General features: G+C 68.1%; 3 pseudogenes. 2 read left to right on the plus strand and 1 reads right to left on the minus strand.

Annotated features, from left to right (window positions below):
* Positions 1-147: pseudogene (locus ACZ7NC_RS45785) on the plus strand (SDR family oxidoreductase); the annotation flags it as partial.
* Positions 148-342, plus strand: a pseudogene (locus tag ACZ7NC_RS45790) (DinB family protein); the annotation flags it as partial. It abuts the pseudogene before it with no gap.
* A gap of 61 nt (positions 343-403) precedes the next feature.
* On the opposite strand, the pseudogene ACZ7NC_RS45795 reads toward ACZ7NC_RS45790, so the two are convergent.
* Positions 404-860 (minus strand): annotated as a pseudogene (locus ACZ7NC_RS45795) (transposase family protein); the annotation flags it as partial.
* Positions 861-1,020: the final 160 nt, after the last annotated feature.

A 1,020-nucleotide genomic window follows, 5' to 3' on the forward strand; every position in this document is an offset into this window, starting at 1 on the left:
GTCGACCGGTTCGCCGAGGCCAGCGTGCCCCTGGGGCGGCTGGCTGACGCCGAGGAAATCGCCGAGGCCGCCCTCTTCCTGGCTTCGGACGCCTCCTCGTTCGTCACCGGCGCCGAACTCTTCGCCGACGGCGGCTACACCCGGGCCCTGAACGACGGCCGGTGGTGCGCATCCGGTTCCCTCGAAGCGAGGAGGCGCACTCCCGGCCGCGCTTGTGCGTCGTACGAGGCCCAGTGCCCCCGAAGCAACGAGATCGTGGCCGCGGCCACTTCGGATGACACCGGCCGCCACCCCGACTGCTGCTCCGGCAATGCCAACCTCCGCCGGATGCTCATCCATCTCGTCGAGGAGACCGGACGGCACGCGGGGCACGCGGACATCGTGAGGGAGCTGCTTGACGGGCATCGATCGTCCGCTCCACCTCGTTCCTGCGTTTGCAGATCGCCCTGCCGAAGCCAGCGGGCCGATCGCTTGATCTGGCGTTGCCGCAGCTAGCGGCGGTTGCGACGGGATGAGTAAGCCTTGTCTCCGCCGAGGCGGCCAGACCGCGGACACGCTCCATGACCGGGATGAGCTGCGGAGCGTCGCCCCACTGCCCCGGGATGATCAGCAAGGCGAGTGGGCGGCGTCCGCCCTCACCGGCAAGGTGGATCTTGCAGGTCAGGCCGCCCCGTGAGCGTCCCAGGCCCTCATCGGGGCGGTGCTGCAGGAACGTGTGTTCCGCTCCTTTCCCGGAAGCCGCGGGGGCTTCGGTTGATCACCCTGCGATGACTCTCCCAACGGCCCCCGCGCTGACCGGACTTCGGCAAATGCGGCTTCAGCCGGGCCCATGCTTCATTTGTGAGATCTCCCCGCCGCATGATCATGCCAACGAACCAAGGCCGGGGCAGGCACAAGATCCGCCGGACAGAACCTAACGACGCACTACTAGTGTCCTGCGCCGGAGATGCGTCGGCAGAAGCGGGCGAGGGAGTCGAGGATCTCCTTGGCGGTCTTGGTCCAGATGAAGGGCTTGGGGTC

The organism is Streptomyces sp. NPDC111802, assembly GCF_055634335.1.